Consider the following 21,304-nt stretch of genomic DNA (forward strand, 5'->3'; position numbering starts at 1 on the left):
ATTGCATGCCAAGGCACGCCAGTTACCAACTACCGTAAGGGATGCCGTATTTGTCGATATACCGCTTGGCCTTTTCACTTACAGGATAAGCATAGCGTCCTTCGTTCTTCCCTTGGCTAGGTCCCAACGGCTCGATTTCAGCCTTGGCCCTGGCTACTTTGACGGGGCGATGACAGGCATCGCGAACAAACACCTGCACGACGCCTCCGGGCGCCAGTCCCAAATAAATCGAGGCGCTATAGCTGGCTTGTTCATCCGGAGTTTCAGGACATCTTTGATTAACCGATGCCGCCATCAGTTGCCTGGCTTCTTCCGGCACATCTATCCAGACCCGATAGGTCTGTGATTCGGCAATAGACTGCCAGCGCACATAAATACGTTTGGGCAAGTCGGCACCAATCACCGGTTTTGCAGCAGCGCCAACCGCATGCCAACCTCGAGCGGATTCTTCACCGGTTTCCGGTTCGCCGCCTGCTGCAGTTCCCGATCCGGTGCGTCGATATAACTTGCCGTTGATGTCTTCAACAGCGCTGTCTTCTACCCATACCTTCATGTAGTACGGTTCAGTGAAGGCGAGCTCCCATGCACTCGATTTGGGGTCGGATTCGGCGGACAGCGGATCAGCGGATTGGCAGCCAGACATAAAGAGTGCAAACAAGATGGTTACATAAATCTTCATCACCAGAGCGTCCAGTCAGGTACGTGTGGATGTTGCACTCGGATGGAGTCTTGAGTTGGTGCATTGATGTAAACCGCGTTTATTCCGCCTCCGTCTGTTCGTCCTAATGGATGGTTCCAGTTGGCGGAGGTGTGAATGTACTTTAATTTCAGCAATTCGTTTTCCTGCGCTGTAACGCTGTAATTTCCAGCCAAAAATCTATCGCACAACGCTTGAAGCTCTGCCGGAATCGTTAAATCCGGAGTATCTGGAATGTCGTTGAAGCGGGCACCCTTTTCTTTCGCCAAGCGATGCATCAATCGCAAATACACTCTGGAGAGCATGCCGCTCACCGGGCGCTTGAGCTGAAGAGCAGCATAAACACGCTTTTGAATACGACTGAGCCGATCCCGAGGTTCATTAGGGATCAACGATGCTTCAGGCGTCACTATTTCCAGCATGGCCTTAGGCCAACCTTTGGCCATCCATTGGCTTTGTGCATCAAGTGCATCGCGATAGATTGACGTCGCTTTGACGTCGGTGTTTAAGGATACAACCAGCGTTTGCATGGGGCTTACCAGTACACACTCTTGGGCGCTTTCGAGATAGCCTCCGCCGATATCCGAATGTACCCCCGGTAGCGTAATTTCCAAATGGTCAGCTTTGACACGACTCAGTGCGAAGTTGGCCCTGCATTCATCGCGCGCTGATAGCTGAACCACATCGGTAAAGAAACGACGGTCGAGATAAAGTTTTATGCCGGTCGCGATTGGGCTTTTGATATTTCCGACATTGGACCAACCAGCTATCGACGGGACTGTGTCGAACAAGCCGATGAAGCCTATGTCGATGTCACCTTGGTATTGATCGTTGAATTTTGGACTGAAAGCGCGTGGCAAGTTTCTTAGCACAGTGCCAAGTGGGCCGCGGCTAGTGCGGACGACCTCATTGGCAAAATGCCGCGCAGCAGCCGCGCCGCGACTGAAGCCGAACACATCAAATTTCAAAGATGTGATTTCACTACCAGGATTATCGATCAGAGCTCGGCTGATAGCTTGTTGAATGCTCGGAAATGAGGATTCGACTTTGCTGGCTACACCGGTTCCCCCCCGACCAGTGCCTGCACCGAACTTGCTGTCTTCTTCGCCGGATCGCGTTCCGATACCCTCGACATAAACAACGCGAGAAGCGCTCTTCTGAGTGCCCTCTCCTATTGCCTCAGGCATGGCGTCGTACAGGTCACTCAGCTTTTTTACATTGCTGACATCGTTACCATAACTACTATCCGGATCACTCATGTAAGGCATACAGCTAGCTGGTATATCCTCAGGCGCAATCGGATGCTGAGCGCCGCACAACAACCCCGCAGCAGAGTTGTTCGCATTGTTGCCTGTGCCATCAAAGAAAACCCCGATCCTCAACGCAATGCCTATCTTCTCAGGCTCGCGCGCGGGCTCTTTACCGTGTTTCTCATACTCGGCCCAATGCTGGGCGTGTAGGTCGACGGGTTTGGCTTGTTCGTAGCGGTAGTTTTTCGGCGGGTTTGGAACGTAACCACTCAATCCTTGATTCCTTGTTCTGATCCTTGAAGAACGGCCCGAAGGGTGACAGTGGAGGCCGGGTGGTGCAAGCCGTGGCCGTGTGCCAGCCATCGTGCGCCCGGGGGCTGCGACGAGGTTTTGCGCTCGTCGCATTGCGGGTCATTTGGCGATTTCGACTTTATCCAAAGCCTGATTTACCGCGATTTCGCCGAGCATTACGACCTGGGCAATGCCCAGCAGCGTCTTGCGGCGCGGGTTGTCGAGCAGCGCGGCGAAGTCGTAGAGCATGGTGGTGGCCGAGCCGAGGGATTCGCTGGCGTTGGCCAGCAGGGACTCGGTGTCGTATTTCGGGTTGGCGAGGAACATCTGTTCCGGGGTGTTGGTGCTGGCCAGGATGTCTGCCGGGCCGAGGTAGTGATCGAGGGCGCGTTCGGCGGCTTCGTGAAGCTTTTTCGAGGCGCTGGATTCGTAGGGCGATGCGGGGTCGGTGGTTGGGGGATTGGGTGTGACTTTGAACATGGTGAAACTCCTGATTATTCGTCTGGAGCTGCCAACATCACTTGCAGATGATGGGTGGCAGCTGTGTGCGGGTCTGCAAGACCGGGAAATCAGGAACCCGGCAGACCCGAAGGTCTCCCGCACAAAGCCGCCGTTGAGCGGACACGAACAAGTGTCCTTTGGCAGGGCTATGCGACTGATTCCGACGGGCTTGCAGACCCGATCACTGATGAGCAGTGACAGGAATCAAGTTACGGAGGGAACGGCAGACGCACAAGCCGGCGGATTCTGGCGTAGTCGTAGGGAATGGCGCAAGGCGTTGTAGCCGTTTGCTTAAGGCTGGAGTTACTGTTTAAACGGGCTGAGGGTTTTCTGTTTATGTAGTGGTGAATGAGCTGACGTCATCTCGAGCAGGCTCGCTCCTTGGTATTGGGACGTTGATTAACCAACACGAGCCTCACACCATCCGCCGCGAATCCCGCCGTACCGCCTGCGGCGGCACGCCAAAGCCGCGCATGAACACCTCGCGCATGTGCCGGCGGTCACGAAACCCGGTTTCTCTGGCAACCACATCCAGACTGTGACTGCTTTGCTCGATCAGCAAACGCGCTGCTTCCAGCCTTAAGCTCTCTATCGCCTTGGCTGGAGACTGGCCGGTTTCGGCGGTGAACACGCGGGTGAATTGCCGCGGACTCAGGTGCACCACTTCGGCCAGTTCTTCGACGCTCAGCGGGCGATTGAGGTGCTTGCGCGCGTAATCCAGCGCACTCTGAATGCGGTCGGATTTGGGCGACAGCGAGAGCAGTTCCGAATGCTGCGACTGGCCTCCGGACCTACGCTGATGCATCACCAGTCGATGGGCGACCGAGCGGGCGATTTCGCTGCCCAGATCCTTCTCGACCATACCCAGCGCCATGTCGACACCAGCGGTCATGCCCGCCGATGTCCACACCGGGCCGTCGATGATGAAGATACGGTCGTCCTCGACATTCACCGACGGATGCATCCTGCGCAGCGCCGGGGCGAACGCCCAGTGCGTGGTCACGCGGCGGTTATCCAGCACTCCGGCCTGCGCCAGTACGAACGAGCCGGTGCAGATGCCGGCCACACGGCGTGCGCCGTCGGCGAGCCCGCGCACGCTGTGCAGCACGTCAGCATCGGGCGGCGTCAGCGGTGTCAGCGTGCCCGCCACCAGCCAACTGTCGGCCAGCCCCGCCTGCGTCAGTGGCAACGTATCGACGTGCAAGCCCAGCGAGGAGCTGACGATGCCGCCGGCCTGGGAAAAGTTCTGCACCTTGTACACGGCTTTGCCGGTGACGATGTTGGCGAACTCGAACACCGACTGGGTCGCCAGCGCCATGACCTGAAAACCTTCCGTGAGCAGATAGCCGACTCGATGCATCGTCGCGCTCCGTTTGTTGAATGTCCTGAAACACTACCACATACGTCATTCACGTCGGAGCAAGTTTTCTCCATCATGGCTTGCATACCAATCAATCCACTCGCGGGACGCAGCTCATGAAACTTGAAGCCAATACGATCTTCATCACCGGCGGCACTTCCGGCATCGGCCGCGCACTGGCCGAGGCCCTGCATCAGCGCGGCAACAAGGTCATCATCGCTGGTCGTCGCCAGACCCTGCTGGCAGAGATTGCCCAAGCGAATCCGGGCATCGACACCGTGCAGCTGGACATCAACGATGCGCAGCAGATCAAGGACGTCGCCGCCGAAGTCATCCGCCGCCATCCGTCGTTGAACGTAATCATCAACAACGCCGGGATCATGCCCTTCGACAACGCGGGTTCCGGCGACTACAACGATGAACAGGCGGTCGGTCTGTTGCAGACCAACCTGCTCGGCCCGGTGCGCGTCAGCGCGGCGTTCGTCGAACACCTCAAGCGCCAGCCCGAGGCCTACATCATCAACAACAGCTCGGTACTGGCCTACCTGCCGCTGGCGACCACGGCGCTGTATTCGGCGACCAAAGCGGCGATCCATTCCTACTCGCTGTCGCAGCGTTTCATGCTGCGCGACACCAGCGTCAAGGTCCTGGAAATCGCGCCACCTTGGGTTGATACCGACCTGATTCACAAGAGCGGCGACGAGCGCGCCATGCCGCTGGGCGCGTTTATCGAGGAAACCCTGATCAAGCTGGAAACCGCCACTACCGAAGTGCTGGTTGACCGAGTCTTGCCGCTGCGAGCCAACCAGGGCGCGAACGAGCACGGGTTGATCGAGCAGTTCAACCTGTCGCTGCTGGAAAATCCTATTCCGGTGGCCTGAACTCACCGACAGAAACACCCGGGCTCAATGCCCGGGTAGCCTGGCTGTTGATCATGTTCATTCACAACGCGGCAAGCCAAACACCACCCGCGCCCCGCTCGGCTCATTGCGCTCGGCCCACAATTTGCCGCCGTGTCCTTCAATGATCGTGCGGCAAATCGACAGGCCCATGCCCAGCCCGGTGGATTTGGTCGTGTAGAACGCCGTGAACACTTGCTCCGCCCGCTCGCAGGCAAAGCCCGGCCCTGAATCGCTGACACTGATGTGCACGTTATCACCCAGCGCCTCACTGCGAATCAGCAGACGTCGCTGCCCCTCTGCCATGATCGTCATGGCTTCGAGGCTGTTGATGATCAGGTTAAGCAGCACCTGTTGCAGTTCGACCCGGTCCGCCACTACGAAAGGCAAATCTGCCGCCAGCTCAACGCTGACTTCGGCGCCGTGCTTGAGCGCTTCGCCACGGCTGAAACCGACCATTTCTTCAATCAGCAGATTGAGGCTGACAGGCTGACGCTGCGGTGGCGTTTTGTGAATCAGCGCGCGGATGCGCCCGAGTACGTCGGCGGCGCGGTTGCCGTCGAGAATGATATGCCGCAGGCCCTGCTCGACTTCGTTGATATTTGGTGGCTTTGCACCGAGCCAGCGCAACGCGGCATTGGCATGGGTCACCGTGGCGGCGATCGGCTGATTGACTTCGTGGGCAATCGATGCGGCCAACTGGCCCATGGTTGCCACACGATTGGCGTGGGCCAGTTCCGTTTGCACCTGACGATAACGACGCTCGCCTTCGCGCACTTGCTCTTCAGCCAGCTTGCGTTCGCTGATATCCAGCACAAAGGCCAGGCCCTGTTGCTGACTCGCTTCGAAGGCGGCCAGACCGACAATCACCGGCAGCCGACTGCCGTCCTTGCGGATGTACTCCTTTTCGAATGGCTGGGCCCGGCCGGTGTGGATCGCCGTTGCCAGTGCAATATCGCTGTTAGCGCGCATCGCCGGCGGGGTCATGTCACGCCAATGGACATTGCCCGAAAGCAACTCATCACGGGTGTAACCGACCATGCGCAGGAACGCGTCGTTGGCCTCGATGATTTCCCCTTCCACGCCCCAGACGATGATGCCGATGATGTTGGCGTCGACCAGCCGACGGATCTTCGCTTCTCGCTCGGCGAGGTCGCGGTACAGGCGCGCGTTGTCCAGCGAGATCGCTGCCTGCGACGCCACCAGGCGCAACACGGCGAGACGCGTCGGGCTGAACACCCCGGCGGACAGGTTGTTTTCCAGATACAGCGCCCCGGCGACCCGCGCCTGATTCATCAATGCCAGGCAAAGGATCGAGCGCGCGCCTCGTTGCTGAACGTATGGATCAGCGGCGAACAGCGGATCGGCAACCGCGTCGTCCAGGCACAGGTTTTCGCCGGTGCGCAGCGTCTGGTAGAGCACCGACTCTGCCAGCGCCACCGTGTGCAGCGGCGCGTTGCACAACTGCGTGGCACCGTCGCCGATACGGGTTCGCGCAGCGACATAGGGAACGTCGGCGTTCAACAAAATAAGCAGGCCATGCTCGGCCCCGGCCTGTTCGATCGCGGTGCGCATCACCGTTTCGATCAAACGGTCCAGGACGATCTCGCCGGAGACTGCTTGAGAGACCTTGAGCACCGTTGCCAGGTCGAGATGTTCAACTGGCGTAATGAGCGTGGTGACCGGATTCGGTTGCGCCTCTTCGGCACGCAGAAAACGATGACGTCGCTCCAGCTCCCGCACCTTGCCAGCAGCCCCCCAACGCAGATAGGCATAACGTGCGTCGCGCAGGTAGACGCGGGATATCCTGGCCAGACCGCGAGCGCTGTAGAACCGTGCGGCCAGTTCGTTGGCCAGCGCTTGGATATGGAGCAAACCATTGTCCTGAGCCAATTGAATGGCTTGCTCGTACTGCAATTCGGCTTCGAGCAACTGCCCGGTGACGCGCGCCATTTCCGCACCGACCAGCGCCACCTGACTGGCGAAGGTCTCTGCACACAAGCGCGCCCACGTCTGCAACTGTTCATGATGTTGACCCAGACGCTGCAAAGCACCGGCGTCAGTTTCGCCGTGGGCCGCCAAGGTCAAAGCCGCGTAGAAATGGTATTCGGCCTCCTCGAAAAACGCCGAAACCACCCACAAAAGTCCCTGCGCCTGGGCCGCGCACTCAGCGGCCGCCGCGTAATCCCCGGCCAGATAGCGCGCCTGCAACTTGCGTACCCAGTACTTGCCGCGCGCCAGCGCCAGATCCGCCGAACCGGCCAGATGCGCTTCGACAGCTGTTTCATCGAACCCCTCATCGTCGAAACAGCCGAACGTCGGCGTCTGCCCGCGCAGCATGCGGATCAGCGTCAACTGGCAGCGCATGAAATCCGCCACCAGACCGAAACCGACCTTTTGTGCATAGACCAGCCCTGATTCCGCTTGCGCCTGCACCTCGGCCAGCGGCTCGCCGATAAACAACAGATCGGAAATCAGGCTGTTTCCAGCGAACGCTGCATACGGCAGATCGCCGCTGCGATGGGCCGCGTTGAGCGCACGGCGCAACAGTTCGCGGCACTCGCGCACTGGCCGCATCCAGCGCACCACGAAGATCGAGAAGCACAACCAAGTGCTCGCTTCATAACGCGTGAGCCCGCGCCGATCAACCAGATCGCAGCCCAGACGGCCAAATCGATAACCAGCGGCATAGTCGCCAAAACGCGGCCCCGACACTCGCCCGAAGTTGGCATAGAGCAGGCAGGAGGCGTCGCAGTTGCCATATTGCAGGCTCAGGCTGATCGCTTTGCAAATGGTCAGGCTGGCGAGGTTCAGATCCGACTGCACCGCCGGCGCGAAGAGTTTGCCCAGCGCATCGAGGGTGGCCCGCGCGGCAGGATCCTCCATCAGCGGCAAGTCGATCATCTGCTCGATACTGCGCCCGCGCAGCCTGGTCCAGACCTGCTGATATTCGTCGCGCACCTGAATATCGTCCGGACGCGCTGGCCAATCGATGCCGACCTGACGCAGAAAGGCCAGACACACCGTCACCGCCCGGTCACTGCGATCGAGCAGCAAGTAGACATCCATCTGCATGCACGCCACCGCCGCGCGCTCGACGGTGGTCACGGCGCGCTCGGCCAATGTCGCTAGGCGCGAGTCGGCAAGCTGCAGTTGGCCGGTGAGAAATTCGCACTCGGCACGGTTCAGCTCCAGAGCGAAACCCAGTTCATGCCGACTGTCATAACCCTGCTCGCCCAACAGTTCTGCGCCGGCGCCCAGATAGGTCAGTGCTGAGGTATAAGCGGTCGAGGCCTTCGCTCGCTGGCCGGCGAGCAGGTTGAACTCGGCCAGCTGCTCGCGCTCGGCACGCAGGCTGATCAGATGCGCACCGCGATTGAGCTGGCCGACAATCTCGAAGATCGCCTCCTCGCGCCGCTCACCCTGGGTTTGCAGTGCCAGCAGCCGGCCGATGCGCAGGTGCATTTGCGCCCGTTCGGTTTCCGCGATCAGCGAATACGCCGCCTCATGGATGCGATCATGCACAAACCTGTAGCCACCGTCCTGACGCTCGACCAACTCCAGCCGCACCGCCGGCGACAATGCGGAGTGAACGTGAGGCACCGGCACATCAAGGACTGTGGCCAGCGTGTCGAGACGCGCGACGTTGCCCAGGCAGGCCAGTTGTTGCAGCGCCTGGCGGGTTTCCTGGGGCAGCCGCGCCAGTTTGCCGACCATCAAATCGACGACATTGTCGGTGTAGCCCTTGCCGTTGATCAGGTGCACATCCCACCGCCAGCGCTTGCGCGTAGGCTCGTATGTCAGCAGCTTCTCCTCGGCCAGGGCGTGCAGAAACTGGATGACGAAGAACGGATTGCCAGCGGTCTTGTCCAGTACCAGCCGCGCCAGCGCGACAATGCTCGCCGGCGGGCAGCGCAGTGACTCGCTGATCAGTTGTTCGATGTGCGCGCCAGCCAGTGGCGCCAGACGAATTTCGTCAATGTGTACGTCAGCGTGATGCAGGGTCTTGAGTGTGCGGCTGAGTGGGTGATCGCCATCTACCTCGTTGTCGCGATAAGCACCGACCAGCAGCAGATGAGGGGTCTCTGCGCGACTGAGCATATCTTCGAGCAGATCAAGGGTGGCCGCGTCGAGCCATTGCAGGTCGTCAAGGAACAGCGCCAACGGATGCTCGGCCTGAGCGAACACGCCGATAAAACGCTGCAAGACCTGAAGGAACCGCTGCTGCGCCTGTTGCGGCTCCAACTCAGGCACGGGCGGCGGCTCGCCGATGATCAGCTTGAGTTCGGGGATCAGATCGGTGATCAACCGCGCATTCGCTTCCAGTGCCCGCAACAGTGCTTCGCGCCAGCCCGCCAGTACGTCGGTGCGCTTGCCCAATAGCGTCCGCACCAGCCCCTGAAAGGCCTGAACCAGGGTCGAATAAGGCACGTCGCGCTGGTACTGGTCGAACTTGCCGGCGGCGAACAAGCCACGCGACGGCACCAGCACCTTGTGCAGTTCACTGACCACCGACGATTTGCCGATGCCGGAATAGCCGGATACCAGCACCAGTGTCGGCGCGCCTGTCTGCACCACATTGGCGAAAGCATCGATCAACGTTTGCACTTCGTGTTCGCGGCCGTAGAGTTTTTCCGGAATCAGCAAGCGCTCGCAGGCGCCCTGCTCGTTCAACGTGAACGTCTCGATCTGCCGCATACGGCGCCAGTCATCGAGGCAACGGCGCAAGTCATGCTCGACACCGGCTGCGCTCTGATAGCGTTCCTCGGCCGTTTTCGCCAGCAGTTTCATGACCAGTCGCGAGAACATCGGCGGCACCGTCGCCACCCGTTCACACATGGGCATTGGCAGCCGCGCGATATGGCAATGCACCCACTCCGTCGGGTCATTTGCACTGAACGGCAGCGAGCCGGTGAGCATCTGGTAAAGCGTCACGCCAAAGGCATACAGATCACTACGCGAATCGATCGAACGATTCATCCGCCCGGTTTGTTCCGGCGCCATGTAGGCCAGCGTCCCGGCGATAGATTCCGGTGGCGTGGGCGCTTGCCGCTCCCGTGGCAAGCGCGTGGCCAGGCCGAAGCCGGTCAGCCGCGCCTGCCCATCATGACAATGGACAAAAACATGCTGCGGTTTCAGGTCTTTGTGCACCAGACCACGCTGATGCATATGGCCCAGCGCCTTGGCGATGGTCGTGGCCAATTCCAGACAGGTTTCGATATCCAGCGGGGCGACCAGCAACCGCGACAACGGCTCGCCGCCCGGATCGTCGAACAGCAGACGAACTCGGGTGCCCGTACGCTCGAAAGCTGTCGGCTGCAACGCCCAGGCAGGATTGAGGTCGTCCCTGAGGCTGTATTCATGCGCCAGACGCTCCAGGGTGCTCGGCAATGGCTGGCCCATCGCCGGACGCACCGCCAGTAGGCTGCCATCATTCGAACCGCGCTCACGGGACAGCACCCGCTCGCCGTCGTCCCACAAAATCTGTTTTCTGCTGGCCATCTGCGTCAACACTGCTCAGGTTTTTTGCCGCACGGTGAGTTGCACGTCGCCAGCGCTCAGGGGTTGCGCTGGACAGGCTCGATGCCCAGCGCTTCTGCGATACGCACCAGATCGGCCACTGAACGTGCGGCCATTTTGCGCATGACCTGGCCACGGTGGACCTTGACCGTGACCTCGCTGAGGTTGAGCTGTCCGGCAATCTGTTTGTTCATCAGCCCGGCAATGACGAAGCCGAGCACTTCGCGCTCACGTGCGGTCAGGGTTTGGTAAGCCCGACACAAAACGGCGCCGGAGTGTTCGGCTGCCAGCCGCGCACGGTCGCGAGCCAACGCACTGGCCACGGCGTCGAGCATGTCCTGATCACGGAACGGCTTGGCCAGAAAATCCACCGCGCCGGCCTTCATCGCCTTGACGCTCATGGCGATGTCGCCGTGGCCGGTCATGAACACCACGGGGATGCGCAAGCCGTTTTTTTCCATCTGTTCCTGAAACGTCAGGCCACTTTCGCCGCGCAGGCGCACGTCGAGCACCAGGCAACCGGGTACCTCACGTTGCGCTTGCGCGAGAAAATCTCCGGCGCTGTCGAAGGTTTGCACCTGGAGGCCGATCGAGCGCAGCAAGCTGTCGAGCGCCTGGCGCATCGAGGCATCGTCATCGACCACGTACACCACTGGCTCGCCGAGCACGCCGGGACTTTGCGCAGGGCTGGAATGCGACCACAAGGTCATTGTGTCTCCTCGGCGAGATCGCAGCACGCGTTGGGCTGGTCAATAAATCTAGTTCAGGATGGCCACCGCAGCCAGACACCTGCCGGACGGTCAGCAATCAGGCTAACAGTCAGCGCCATTGCCGGCCGGCCAGAAACCCCTGAAAATCGGCCAGGCTGAGGCAGTCCGCCGCCAGCGCTGCAAACAGGCAGGCCCGCGATGTCCACTCATCCCGCTTTTACAACGGCTCCGCGCGACGTGGTGTTCATCGCCTACCCACGCCTGAGCCTGCTCGATCTCAGCGGTGCGCAAACCGTGTTCTGGGCCGCGAGCAAAGCCATGGCCGAGCGCGGGCAGTCTGGATATCAACTGCACACCGCCAGCCTCAACGGTGGCTTGATCCAGACCGTCGAAGGGCTGGCCATCGACACCCAAGCGTTAACCACGCTCGACACCGCCGCGCTGGACACGCTGGTCGTGCCCGGCGCCCCTGACATCTGCCAGACCCTTGAGAAGCACCGCGAACTGAGCGACTGGCTGCAGGACCATGCTCACCTCGCCCGCCGCGTGGTCTCGGTGTGCAGTGGTGCGTTTCTGCTGGCTCAGGCCGGATTGCTCGACGCCCGCCGCGCTGCCACTCACTGGGCGATGTGCGACGCTTTGCGCGATCGCTTTCCAGCGGTCGAGGTAGATGCCGACGCGATCTTCATTCAGCAAGGCAAGGTCTGGACCTCGGCCGGAGTCACCGCCGGGATCGATCTGGCGCTGGCGCTGGTCGAGGCCGATTGCGGCCGTGAAGTGACGTTGCAAGTCGCGCGGGAATTGGTGGTGTACATCAAACGCCCCGGCGGCCAGGCGCAATACAGCACGCTGCTGCAATCGCAGGCGCAGGACGCTGCAATGTTCGATGATCTGCACCTTTGGCTCATGGAGCGCCTCGGCGATCCGAATCTGACGGTGGAGCGCCTCGCCGAGCAAGCCGCAATGAGCCTGCGCAACTTCACGCGGGTCTATAAAGCGCGCACCGGGCGCACACCGTCGAAAGCGCTCGAGCTGTTCCGACTCGAAGCGGCCAAACGCCTACTGGAAAACTCCCCGCACAAAATCGAACGAATCGCCCGCATCTGCGGCTTCAACGATGAAGAACGCCTGCGCGCCTGCTTCCAGCGCCACCTGTCGATCTCCCCGCGCGACTACCGCAGTCGCTTCAGCCGCGATGGCTGAACCGCTATACCTACGTATAGTTTTGCCCGCTGGCCATCAGCGTATGGTGCAAGAACGACAGGAGTCACCAGCTCGGCCGCCCGGCCCGGGAGCGTTATGCACAAGACGCATGTCATTGCGGTAGTGGACGACGACGAGGCAATGCGCACATCGCTGAGCAGCCTGCTGCGGGCGTCGGGGTATCAGGTGTTCTGCTATGCGGCGCCGGCGGACTACCTTGACTCGGACGGGCCGGTGCAGACTGATTGTTTGATCTCCGATATTCAGATGCCGGGCATGGGTGGTTTGCAGATGCTGGATGCACTGCGGGCGCGAGGCTGGCGGATGCCGGTGATTTTTGTGTCGGCGGATCAGAGTGGTTTGCTTTGCGCCAAGTTTCGAGAAGCCGATGTCGTTGCCTGCCTGCGTAAACCCTTTGCGGCGGACGAGCTACTTGCCTGGGTTGAGTTTGCACCGCGTAAATCTGAAAACACTTGATAAGGCCCTCATCGCATTGAATTGCGTGTCGCCTGGATTTATCGCCCCCTATCGACTCGGTCGATCAGGCCGATTTCTGACAGAAGACAACACGGTCGGCTCCCTCTCCTCGAGGAGAGGGCTGGGAGCGAGGGGAAGCTCCAGAGATTAGGGAGGTAGTTGAGCTACCCCATTTCCTTAAGCGCTGACTTGATCACACGGAAATGAGAGGCGCCTCAGAATCTAGAATCAAAGCGCAACTAATTGCCACTGCAAACTCCGCCTGTCACCCTCCACCCCGTTCAAAAAGGACCAGAACAAGGAACCAAGGATTGAGCGGCTACGTCCCCAACCCACCCAAGGGTTACCGCAACACCGGCGTCGAACCTGTCGACCTAAACGCCCAACACTGGGCGCAATACAAAGAACTCCCGCCAGCGCCAGACGCGAAACCCGACCTCAAGGGTTGCGTCTTCGCCAAAAGCTGCAACCTGCCCGACGGCGAAATCAACCACAGCAACCCGACAGGGTTCGTCCCCGTTGAAAAACTGGCGGACTACGGGCTATGGGCCGTGTTGGCCACTGGCGCAGCGATTACCGCCGAAGGCACGCCCCTCCAGTTTGTCGGCGGCTCCGCAACCGGTAGTGCCGTTGCCCATCGGCTGGGTGGCTCACTCGCGCTAGGCCTACTCGACGGTGCAGGCGCCATGGCAGCAGGCGCGGCCGTGGGCACGGTGGCGCTATTGATGCCCAACACCAGCATCGCCCCGGACAGTGCCTTCTATAAGGACGAGCAATACGCCACGCTTGAAACCGGCCGAACGCGTGTTCGTGTCAACGTAAAAACGTTGCCGGACGGCTCCGTCAACGCCTACGGCTTTTACACCGGCGGCAAGAAGGACTGGGAAAATGTACCGGTCATCAAAGCGCAGAAAGACGGCGAAAAATTCATCGCCGACATCGGCGACGGCATCGGTCTGACCTGGACACCCGGAGCAAGCTCCGATGGAGTGCTGGGGATCCCAGCGCTGGAAGGTGCCCCTCAGCTACCTCCCGTCTGGGTCTATCCGCCGACACCTCAGTCGGACACGCTGCTGGCCAACCCCGCGCACCCACCTGAGTTCCAGGATGCAATCATCTGGTTCCCGGAGGATGCGGGGATTGAGCCCATCTACATCGTGCTCAGCACACAGCTAGAGAAGAATAAGCAAAAGGGCAAAGCGTTCGAAGAAGCGTCCTTTGACGAATTCAGTAAGATCAAACCTGAAGCCGCTCGTGAGGTCACCGTCAAAACCGACAGCGGTGTACGCACGCGCATTGATATGATGGGCCGCGATGCGGACGGCAACATCTCCTGCGTCGAATGCAAATCTTCGGAAACAGCGCCACTGACGCGCAATCAGAAATTGGGCTTTCCAGAAATAGAAAAGACCGGCGCAACCGTCGTCGGCAAAGGTAAACCCGGCTTCACCGGAGGCACCCGAATCCCACCTACCAGAGTCGACATCATTCGACCTGACCCGACCCTCTGAGGGAGCAGACATGTCCATCACCGAAACAAAAGTCGTCGACATCATCGCAGTGCCCGAGTGGGAACCCGACAATGTCGTACTCGTCATCACTGATCACTTGGAATGGGGCGACAAAGCCCAACAGGGCGAACATCTGTTGTTGCTACAAGAAAAGATCAACACCTACATCGCCTTCATCGAGAGCGGCGAACTGCTGGAAAGCTATCCGCCAGCCAAGGGCAAGAATCCGAAAATTCGCATCAATGGTTTATATGAGCTGCCTGAGCAAGGTGAAACCTTTATCGACCGCGTGACCGAGGTACTCAAAGGCGTAGGCATCGGATTGGAATTTGTGCTTAAGGACGACTTTGCCGTTCGACACTAGGCGTGTGAGCTAGTAGAACTGAAGCAAAGCAAAGCAAAGCAAAGCAAAGCAAAGCAAAGGGCGGCAAGCCACAGAGCTGTAGCTCGGTTCCCTCAGAGGGATTGAACAAATCGGCTGGAGGCCAAGGATCCGCAGTGTCCTTAACAGACCCGAACATTATCGATATGTGGGGAATCCCCAAATCGGACAGTGGCACCATCATCCTGGGCATCGCTGGCCACCTAGAATGGGGCAATAAGACCCTACAAGCCGAGCACCTGCTCGCGCTACAACGGAAGATAAACGGCTACATCGCTTTCATCGAAAGCGGTGAGATCTATAACAAGATTCCCGCTGCACTCGGCAAGTCACTTGTAATCCGTGTTTACGGCAAGTACGAGGTTTCGGAGCAGGGGGAATTGTTCTTCGAGCGCCTGGCCGAGCTCCTGAAAAAAATGGGAAGCGGTTTTGAGTTCGTTTTCAAAGCAGACTAAGCGCTATGTCATTTGTGATCCCAGTGCTGGCAGTTAATTTTTTCACCTGCCAGCCGAGGCGTTTTTCTGCTGATCTACGGCCAACAGTGGAAGAGCCAAAAAGCCCGTCTGCGACGCGACTTGCTTGAAACTCTCCGCCCCAAGGCGCAACGGCCTTGAGATCGGCCTAAACAGATTCGGGTCTCCGATATTCTGAAAAGGTGAGATGAGCAGGTACGTACAGCGCATAAACACGACTTGGCAAGCACGTTTAAATTACACCGATTTCTCCTCCAAAAAGCCTACAAAGCCTTGCGCCGCTGCCTACGGGTACTTCAGAATCCGCCGGCTTGTGCGTCTAGGCTGCGGGTCCTATCGTTTGTCGGTCACCGAAATAGGTGATCGGGTTTGGTAGCCCGCAGTGTTAGATATACAGATCTGCCGTCGAGATTTCTGTCTCGGATTTGCGGTGGCCATGTATAGGGCGTCCTAGGGCGCGCCGGATCCTAACACCCGGTCTACCAACCTGTGCATGGCCGCCACCCTTCGTTTGGTAGCGAAAGGGTGAAGCCTCCCTTAAATGTGTTAGGAGCTTCATCAATGTTCAAAGTAACCCCAAACCCGCCGGAAGCCGATTCAATCCCGTACGACCCTGCTCTGGAACCTCAGCGGATAAAAGATGCGGCCGCTCGCGCCATCAACTTTTACCTCGACCCTCAGACGCTCAAAACCACCATTCCCAAGCGCCAGCCAGGCAGGATCTTTCTCATTGACCCGACGGTGGATGAGGAAACGCTGCTCGTCGAAGCCTCTGAATCGCTGACAGCCGCCAATGACATGGCCCGCGAAATCGGCGGCGTGATTGATCACCCACAGCGTCGATCGCTGCTGATGTTGCAACAGGTGATCATGTTGAGTGAGCTGATCGTCAATCGCGTGCTCGACAGCCGACGCGTGTCGAACTAGCTGGCAACCCAGGCACGAGGGGGCATGCTCCCTCACTGCCAGCGGACGCGCCACTGCTGTGGCGCGGCATCCTCTTATCCAGACGCTCAAGCCGCTCTCATCGGAGTTTCAGCTGATGTCACAGACACCGCCCCATCCGCCGGTCACCGACCCGGTATCGCCTTACGAATCCTTCCATTCAAAAAAACTTCATGACGCCGCCGAGCGCGCGCTCGACCATTACCTCGCGCCGGCCAAGGTCAACGCCACGCCTTACAGTCCCAACACGCTGTTTATGGTCAACCCGGAATCCGACACCGAATCCTTGCTGGTCAATGCGTGCGAATCCCTGGCGTCCGCCACGGTGATGCTCGGTGATTTCGCCGGGATGCTGGAAGGCTCACGGCGCAATACGCTGTTAGGCATTGCACAGGTGGTCATGCTGGGGGAATTGGCCGTCAACAAAGCGTTGGATAACGTAGTGCCCACCGACTGAACAACGGCATCGGCCGTGCAGGCGTGCTGGCGCCCTGCGCGGCGATGTTCGTTTCGAACAACACCTCGCCCGGTATTCCCACCTCGCCCCCCATACCTTCGTATACCCCCCTTCCACCCATGCGTAGCCCACGCACACCGATGGACAACTGCGCTCGCAGCCTCCCCGCCCTAGCATGGCTCTACACAGCGGGCGATTGAGCGCCAGGCAGTACGGCAAGCAGTTACGGCGGCCAGTGATCGTCACGCCAGAGTCCGCATCGGACTCGGGTGTCATCCATCCATCAGCATCAGGGAGCACATTATGAAACAGCAATTATTGGTGATCGGTGCAGGGTTCGGCGGGCTGTGGAGTGCGCTGAGCGCTGCGCGTTTGCTGGATATGCATGCCCGTCAGGATGTCGAGATCACGCTGCTCGCCCCGCAAGCCGAATTGCGTATTCGCCCGCGCTTCTACGAGCCGGACGTGCACAGCATGTACGCGCCGCTCGACGCGCTGTTCGATGCGGTGGGTGTGCGCTTCGTCAAAGGCACCGCTGAAAGCATCGACGCCCGGGCGCGCCGAGTCGGCTACCGCGACGAGGCCGGGCGTCCGGGTGAACTGGCCTACGATCGGCTGGTTCTCGCCAGCGGCAGCCAGCTCGCTCGGCCTCCGGTGCCTGGCCTCAAGGAGCATGCGTTCGATGTCGATCAGATCGAATCCTCGGCGCGTCTGGAACGTCATCTCATCGCCCTCGGCAACCAACCGCCCAGCGTTGCGCGCAACACCGTGGTGGTCGCGGGTGGCGGTTTCACCGGGATTGAAACTGCGACGGGAATGCCGGCGCGCCTGCGTGCGATCCTCGGTGAGGATCAAGACCTGCGCGTGATCATTGTCGATCGCAGCAAGGACATCGCCGCGACCATGGGTGATGGCATTCGCCCGTCGATCATCGAGGCGTCCAATGACCTGGGTATCGAATGGATCGTCGATGCCAGCGTTGCCGCTGTGGATGCCAATGGCGTCACCCTCGCCGATGGCCGCCACATCGAAAGCCAGACCGTGATCTGGACCGTAGGTTTCCGCGCCAGCCCGCTCACCGAACAACTCGACGCCGAACGCGATGGCCAGGGCCGCCTGCACGTCGATGGCAACCTCAAGGTGCAAGGCATCGATCACGTCTTTGCCGCTGGTGATGTCGCTCGCGCCGCCACAGACGACCTCGGCAACTATGCCGCGATGTCTTGCCAGCACGCGATCAGCTTGGGTCGCTACGCCGGCAACAACGCCGCCGCCGATCTCCTCGGCGTCGCTCCGACAATGTATCGCCAGCCCAAGTACGTGACTTGCCTGGATCTGGGCGCCTGGGGCGCGGTGTACACGGAAGGCTGGGATCGTCAGCTGAAACTGGTGAAGGCCGAAGCCAAAGAGCTGAAGACGCAGATCAACACGGTGTGGATCTACCCGCCCGCCGCAGATCGTCGCGCTGCCCTCGCGGCCGCCGATCCGCTGATCCCTGTAGCCTGATTTCACCTCCGCTTTAGCCCTGAAAACAAGGAGAACACCATGACCCTGCATCTGGATTCCTTCACCGCCAACCGCGCGGTGGCCCTGCAAACGCAAAGCGAAGAACTGGTGCCGTCGCGCTACGCCCTGCGCCTGGGCGACATTGACGTGATGGTGATCAGCGACGGCGTGTTGCCGTTGCCGACCCAGACCATGTCAACCAATGCCGACCCCGCCGACCGTGCCGCCTGGTTCAAGGAAATGTATCTGGGCCCTGACGCCTTCGACTGGGCGCTCAACGTGCTGGTGGTGCGTAGCGGCGAACAAGTCATCCTCGTCGACGCCGGCCTCGGTGGCCAATTCCCCGGTTTCCCGCGTGCCGGGCAGTTCCCCAAGCGCCTGGCCGCTGCCGGGGTGGATCTCGCCGACATCACTGATATCGTCATCACGCACATGCACATGGACCATATCGGCGGCCTGCTGGTCGACTCGGTGAAGAGCCGTCTGCGTCACGACGTGCGCATCCACGTCACCGCGGCCGAAGTGAATTTCTGGTCCACGCCAGACTTCACCAGCACCGACATGCCCGCACCAGTACCAGACGTCCTGCGCAGCACCGCCAACGCGTTCATCGACCACTATGAAAGCAAGTTGCACATCTTCGAAGACGAATGTCAGGTTGCACCTGGCGTAGTTGCAAAACTCACCGGTGGTCATACGCCAGGGCACTGCGTGGTCTACGTCAACTCCGGTGGCGAGCGCCTGACCTTTGCCGGTGACGCATTGTTCCCGGTGGCGTTCGATCACCCCGACTGGCACAACGGTTTCGAACACGATCCGGCCAAATCGGTGGAAGTGCGCGTGCGCATGCTCAAGGAAGCCGCCGCCAGCGGCGAGCTGTTCGTCGCCACGCATCTGGCCTTCCCTTCGGTGGGTAGGGTCGCGATCAATGGTGCTGCTTTCCGTTGGATACCTGCGATTTGGGATTACTGATTGCGCGCCTGAAATCTTCGCCCGGCTTCTGCCGGGCGAAACCTTTTTCACCGCCATTGCTACGCAGAGCCGTGCGGGCGGTGACCATCCTTCGGTTGCTGTGTACCCTTTCTGCATCAAACAAATCTGTGCAGAGGACAGAGCGTTGGCATATCTGGATTGGGTGCAATGGCCGGCGATGCTGGTCACCGTTCTGGCCGCGTGGCTGATCGGTTCGCAACGACCGCAACGGCGCATGAGCGGTTTCGTTTGTTTCAGTCTGAGCAATTTGCTGTGGGTGATCTGGGGCGTCCATGCCGGGGCTTACGCGCTGATCGTTCTGCAGCTCTGCCTGTTCCTGATGAACCTGCGCGGCTTCATGAAGAACCGCGTTTTAGAGCGCTGAGTGACGCTGATCATCCGGCCAGAAAATCCTTTGAATTTTTCTTGTCGGACAAAATCATTTACGTATGAGCGTAAGGAGGAACTCATGCGTAGCACCGATATTTTCGTCATCGAATACAAACATCACGACCAGCCAAAATCATTCGTCATCCGCGCCAAGAGTATGCGCAACGCCGACGCTTGGCATTGGGCGAGCTGTGACGCCGGTATTGCGCCGATTCCGAAACCGGGTAAACCACCGTTGAAAGTGGTTTCCAAACCCCAGGCCGAGCGTTATGGGATCACCGACGTGAAATGGCGCGAGACGGCAGCGCTGGACTGGACGGAGGCTTAGGCAAATCGGGTCGCCTGGCTGAGCTTGCACGTCAGCCAGGCGCCCCAGTACAGACTGCTGAAAAACCGTGTTGCATCGCCGAATCCGGCACCATGTAACAAAGCCTGCACCGCCGCCTCCGAGTGCGGCGGATCAGCGCCCTGCAAAATCTTCCCGAGTTTCGCCTGCACCTCGTCAGCGGTTGCGCCCTGCTGTCGCCAGCGCTGGCTCCAGGCTTGCAGCAGCAACGGCTGACTGGCGTAAGCGTAATGATTGCCGGCCACGATCAATGGCGCGCCGGGTTTGAGGCGGGCCTGAATGGAGCGCAGTATCTGTTGCTTGGCCTCATCACCGCCCAGGTGATGGAGTACACCGATCAGGGTGGCGGCGTCGAAAGATGCGTCGGCCGGCAAGTCTTCGACATGACCGAGATGCACATGGGTTCTGCTCAGCAGATCATTGGCGCGCAGATGTTCGGTCGCAGCATCGAGCATCGGCCCGGAAGGATCGACCGCAGTGAAGCGCCACTCCGGCTCCAGCGCGGCCATGGCGATGATTTCCTGCGCGGTGCCCCCCGCGCCCACCACCAGCACGTTTGCCGGACGCGACTGCCCGAGGCTGGCGGCGAGCATACAGGCCGACAAGTCGTGACAGGCATCGTAGCCAGCCAGGGCAATGCGGCTTTGCCGGGCATATTCGTTGGCGCGGGAGGTGTCGAATTTGCCGGCGGCGTCAGTGGCGGGTTGGGTCATGGCGATTCTCCTTGTCTTTGCGACACGCTACGCGGTGAGCGTGGAGAAGAAAAATCCAATGATTTCATGGGGGGCATTCCGCTGGGGAATGTGTGGATGTCATCCCGGCGAAGTAAAAGTGATGCAGAGCGTCAGCGGATGGGTCCCCACGCAGGAGCGTGGGAACGATCCATAATAACTAAGACCAGAACCCTTTATGCGGCTCAGCCGCCTCTGCCTCCAGCATCGGCCCGAAGACACTGACCGTGCGCTGCCCTCTGGCAAACACTTCGCGACACGGCAACGAGAACGTCGGGTTCTCCGGATGATCGCCGGTCAGCCCGAGCAAAGCATGCTCCGACAACGCATACACCACTCGCCCGACACCGGTCCAATACACCGCGCCCGCGCACATGCAGCAAGGTTCGGCGCTGGTGTACAGCGTGCACGCCTCCAGCTCCGTGGGTGACAACCGCTTCGCCGCCGCAGCGACCGCGACCAGTTCGGCATGCTGGGTGGGATCACCCTCCGGCGGCATCGAATTGTTGCCCGCTTCGGCAATGACCTTGCCGTCGCGGTCCGCCACCAGCGCCGCGAACGGGTGCCGGCCACGTTGTTTCGACGCCTGCGACAGGGCGATGGTCTGGCGCAGCAATGCCAGGTCCAGATCGCTGACGCCGGCCGGGACAAGCTGAGTGAATTGATTCATGGGTAACTCCTGG

The 21,304-nt window shown here is 60.0% G+C and carries 20 protein-coding genes; 12 read left to right on the forward strand and 8 right to left on the reverse strand.

Features of this window, described 5'->3' with window-relative positions; genetic code table 11:
- Positions 1-22: 22 nt before the first annotated feature.
- From JWU58_RS16255 to JWU58_RS16270, 4 genes are all read right to left on the reverse strand, one after another.
- On the reverse strand, positions 23-679 hold the full coding sequence (locus tag JWU58_RS16255) for a DUF2931 family protein (protein WP_024012553.1): 657 nt from the start codon (positions 677-679) through the stop codon (positions 23-25).
- Entirely contained in the window at positions 679-2,220 is a 1,542-nt protein-coding gene (locus JWU58_RS16260; RefSeq protein ID WP_024012552.1) for a T6SS phospholipase effector Tle1-like catalytic domain-containing protein, read from the reverse strand. Before JWU58_RS16260 ends, JWU58_RS16255 begins: the two co-directional genes overlap by 1 nt.
- Before the next feature lie 138 nt (positions 2,221-2,358).
- Positions 2,359-2,718: a DUF6124 family protein gene (locus tag JWU58_RS16265; protein WP_024012551.1), complete on the reverse strand. Its 360-nt coding sequence runs from the start codon at positions 2,716-2,718 to the stop codon at positions 2,359-2,361.
- A gap of 436 nt (positions 2,719-3,154) precedes the next feature.
- Positions 3,155-4,099 (reverse strand): GlxA family transcriptional regulator, encoded by a 945-nt coding sequence (locus tag JWU58_RS16270; protein WP_206420537.1) that lies wholly within the window; start codon positions 4,097-4,099, stop codon positions 3,155-3,157.
- Between the two features lie 116 nt (positions 4,100-4,215).
- On the opposite strand from JWU58_RS16270, the gene JWU58_RS16275 reads away from it, so the two are divergent.
- Positions 4,216-4,980 carry an SDR family oxidoreductase gene (locus JWU58_RS16275; RefSeq protein WP_125926073.1) on the forward strand — a complete coding sequence of 255 codons (765 nt, stop codon included), beginning with the start codon at positions 4,216-4,218 and terminating at the stop codon, positions 4,978-4,980.
- Positions 4,981-5,037: 57 nt separating this feature from the next.
- Here JWU58_RS16275 and JWU58_RS16280 read toward each other — a convergent pair whose 3' ends face one another.
- Both JWU58_RS16280 and JWU58_RS16285 read right to left on the reverse strand, forming a co-directional pair.
- The gene (locus JWU58_RS16280; protein WP_206420538.1) at positions 5,038-10,500 is read right to left on the reverse strand and encodes a trifunctional serine/threonine-protein kinase/ATP-binding protein/sensor histidine kinase; all 5,463 of its coding nucleotides are present in this window, start codon (positions 10,498-10,500) and stop codon (positions 5,038-5,040) included.
- 56 nt (positions 10,501-10,556) lie between these two features.
- The gene (locus JWU58_RS16285) at positions 10,557-11,228 is read right to left on the reverse strand and encodes a response regulator transcription factor (RefSeq protein WP_016774275.1); all 672 of its coding nucleotides are present in this window, start codon (positions 11,226-11,228) and stop codon (positions 10,557-10,559) included.
- Positions 11,229-11,426: 198 nt separating this feature from the next.
- Here JWU58_RS16285 and JWU58_RS16290 point away from each other — a divergent pair, with 198 nt between their 5' ends.
- The 11 genes from JWU58_RS16290 (at position 11,427) to JWU58_RS16340 (ending at position 19,872) form a co-directional block, all read left to right on the forward strand.
- Entirely contained in the window at positions 11,427-12,431 is a 1,005-nt protein-coding gene (locus JWU58_RS16290) for a GlxA family transcriptional regulator (RefSeq protein ID WP_071171896.1), read from the forward strand.
- 96 nt (positions 12,432-12,527) lie between these two features.
- Entirely contained in the window at positions 12,528-12,908 is a 381-nt protein-coding gene (locus JWU58_RS16295) for a response regulator transcription factor (protein WP_016774274.1), read from the forward strand.
- A gap of 311 nt (positions 12,909-13,219) precedes the next feature.
- Positions 13,220-14,419, forward strand: coding sequence for an S-type pyocin domain-containing protein (locus JWU58_RS16300; RefSeq protein WP_110645793.1), 1,200 nt, complete (start codon positions 13,220-13,222; stop codon positions 14,417-14,419).
- A 10-nt stretch (positions 14,420-14,429) separates the two neighbouring features.
- Positions 14,430-14,783, forward strand: a complete 354-nt coding sequence (locus JWU58_RS16305; protein ID WP_136493632.1) for a DUF6572 domain-containing protein — start codon at positions 14,430-14,432, stop codon at positions 14,781-14,783.
- Between the two features lie 134 nt (positions 14,784-14,917).
- The gene (locus tag JWU58_RS16310; protein WP_130927632.1) at positions 14,918-15,256 is read left to right on the forward strand and encodes a DUF6572 domain-containing protein; all 339 of its coding nucleotides are present in this window, start codon (positions 14,918-14,920) and stop codon (positions 15,254-15,256) included.
- A gap of 579 nt (positions 15,257-15,835) precedes the next feature.
- Positions 15,836-16,201 carry a DUF6124 family protein gene (locus tag JWU58_RS16315; protein ID WP_206420539.1) on the forward strand — a complete coding sequence of 122 codons (366 nt, stop codon included), beginning with the start codon at positions 15,836-15,838 and terminating at the stop codon, positions 16,199-16,201.
- Between the two features lie 115 nt (positions 16,202-16,316).
- On the forward strand, positions 16,317-16,676 hold the full coding sequence (locus JWU58_RS16320; protein WP_125926071.1) for a DUF6124 family protein: 360 nt from the start codon (positions 16,317-16,319) through the stop codon (positions 16,674-16,676).
- A 303-nt stretch (positions 16,677-16,979) separates the two neighbouring features.
- Positions 16,980-18,182: an NAD(P)/FAD-dependent oxidoreductase gene (locus tag JWU58_RS16325; RefSeq protein ID WP_206420540.1), complete on the forward strand. Its 1,203-nt coding sequence runs from the start codon at positions 16,980-16,982 to the stop codon at positions 18,180-18,182.
- 39 nt (positions 18,183-18,221) lie between these two features.
- Positions 18,222-19,154: an MBL fold metallo-hydrolase gene (locus tag JWU58_RS16330; protein ID WP_016774269.1), complete on the forward strand. Its 933-nt coding sequence runs from the start codon at positions 18,222-18,224 to the stop codon at positions 19,152-19,154.
- A 178-nt stretch (positions 19,155-19,332) separates the two neighbouring features.
- A complete protein-coding gene (locus JWU58_RS16335) occupies positions 19,333-19,539 on the forward strand; it encodes a hypothetical protein (RefSeq protein ID WP_050977883.1) in 207 nt (68 codons plus the stop codon).
- Between the two features lie 84 nt (positions 19,540-19,623).
- The gene (locus JWU58_RS16340) at positions 19,624-19,872 is read left to right on the forward strand and encodes a DUF6555 family protein (RefSeq protein WP_016774267.1); all 249 of its coding nucleotides are present in this window, start codon (positions 19,624-19,626) and stop codon (positions 19,870-19,872) included.
- On the opposite strand, the gene JWU58_RS16345 is transcribed toward JWU58_RS16340, so the two are convergent.
- Together JWU58_RS16345 and JWU58_RS16350 are read right to left on the reverse strand one after the other, a co-directional pair.
- Positions 19,869-20,603, reverse strand: a complete 735-nt coding sequence (locus JWU58_RS16345) for a class I SAM-dependent methyltransferase (RefSeq protein WP_206420541.1) — start codon at positions 20,601-20,603, stop codon at positions 19,869-19,871. The two genes, JWU58_RS16340 and JWU58_RS16345, sit on opposite strands and share 4 nt — an antisense overlap.
- Before the next feature lie 178 nt (positions 20,604-20,781).
- Complete coding sequence (locus JWU58_RS16350) at positions 20,782-21,291, reverse strand: nucleoside deaminase (RefSeq protein ID WP_016774265.1); 510 nt, start codon at positions 21,289-21,291, stop codon at positions 20,782-20,784.
- Positions 21,292-21,304: the final 13 nt, after the last annotated feature.

Origin of the sequence: Pseudomonas atacamensis (assembly GCF_017167965.1) — a bacterium.
GTDB lineage: Bacteria > Pseudomonadota > Gammaproteobacteria > Pseudomonadales > Pseudomonadaceae > Aquipseudomonas > Aquipseudomonas atacamensis.